This window comes from Clavibacter lycopersici (genome assembly GCF_003576405.1).
GTDB classification, from domain to species: Bacteria; Actinomycetota; Actinomycetes; order Actinomycetales; family Microbacteriaceae; genus Clavibacter; species Clavibacter lycopersici.
The window spans coordinates 1-1,296 of sequence record NZ_QWGT01000401.1; the positions used below are offsets into that span (position 1 = coordinate 1).

At 75.9% G+C, this 1,296-nt stretch carries 2 protein-coding genes; both read left to right on the forward strand.

The genetic code is table 11. The annotated features are described in order from the left end of the window. The first annotated feature begins 112 nt into the window (after nt 1–112). On the forward strand, nt 113–1,030 hold the full coding sequence (gene ppgK / locus DZG00_RS15495) for a polyphosphate--glucose phosphotransferase (protein WP_119455820.1): 918 nt from the start codon (nt 113–115) through the stop codon (nt 1,028–1,030). 72 nt (nt 1,031–1,102) lie between these two features. Further along, a partial coding sequence (locus DZG00_RS15500) for a glycerate kinase (RefSeq protein WP_147360068.1) occupies nt 1,103–1,296 on the forward strand: 194 nt, incomplete at its 3' end.

Genomic DNA, 1,296 nt, shown 5'->3' on the forward strand with positions numbered 1-1,296 from the left:
GCGTCCGTGCCGCAGCCCCACAGCCCGACCGCGCGCCGCATCCGCCCCGCGCCACTGACCGCCCCCGGATCCGCAAGCCGAGACCCGAGACCCGCAACCGAGAGGCCCCGCCGTGCCCCAGCCCGAGACCGCGCCGCGGCCCGCCTCCGACAGCGGACCGGCGCACGACGCCGGGACGCACGACGGCGGTCCGGCGGCGGTCGGCTTCATCCCCGTCGATCGCGCCGTGGTCGCCGCGCCCGAGGGCGCCCACGCGGCCCTCGCCCACCGCGACCGGCTGGCTCTCGGCATCGACATCGGCGGCACGACGCTCAAGGCCGGGATCGTCGACGTGACCACGGGGATCCGCCTCACCGAGCGCATGACCGTCGCGAAGCCGGTGGGCGGCGAGCCCGAGGACATCGCCGACGTGATCGCCGAGATCGTGCTCGAGCTCACACCCGACGAGGACCTGCCGGTGGGCGTCGGCGTCCCCGGGATCGTGCGCGACGGCATCGTGCGCTCCTCCGCCCACATCTCCGACCGCTGGCTCGGCATGGACGCGCGCACCGCGATCCGCGAGCGCAGCGGGATCGACGTGCTCACCGTCAACGACGCCGACGCGGCCGGGGTGGCGGAGCTCGAGTACGGCGTGCTGCAGGGCCGCGGCGGCCTCGTGATCCTCACGACCCTCGGCACGGGCATCGGCACGGCGCTCCTGCACGACGGCACGCTGATCCCGAACAGCGAGCTCGGGCACGTCCACATCGACGGCGGCGACTACGAGATGCAGGCCGCGTTCTCCGCGGTGCGCCGCGAGGGGCTGACCTTCGAGGAGTGGGCGGCGCGGCTGGAGCGCTACTACCGGCACCTGGAGTCGATCATGTCGCCCGACCTCATCGTGGTGGGCGGCGCGGCCGCGCACGAGTTCGCGCGCTTCGAGGCGTTCCTGCACCTCGACACGGAGATCATCGCGGCGAGCCGCGGCAACGACGCCGGGCTGGTCGGCGCTGCGCTGCTCGCGCACCGGGCGGGCGTCGCGCCGGACTGATCCGGCGCCGGCGCCGGCCCCTGATCTCCGGCATGTCGCGAGCCGCTCCGACCCGTCCGGCAGACTGGCGCCATGAGCACCGCCGCTCCCCGCCCGCTGCGCGTCGTCGTCTCGCCCGACTCGCTCACCGGATCCGCCACCGCCGTCGAGGCCGCCGAGGCCCTCCGGCGCGGCTGGCTCCGCGCGCGCCCGGGTGACGACGTGGTCATCGCCCCCATGGCCGACGGCGGGCAGGGCACGCTCGACGTGCTCGCGGCGGCGGTGCC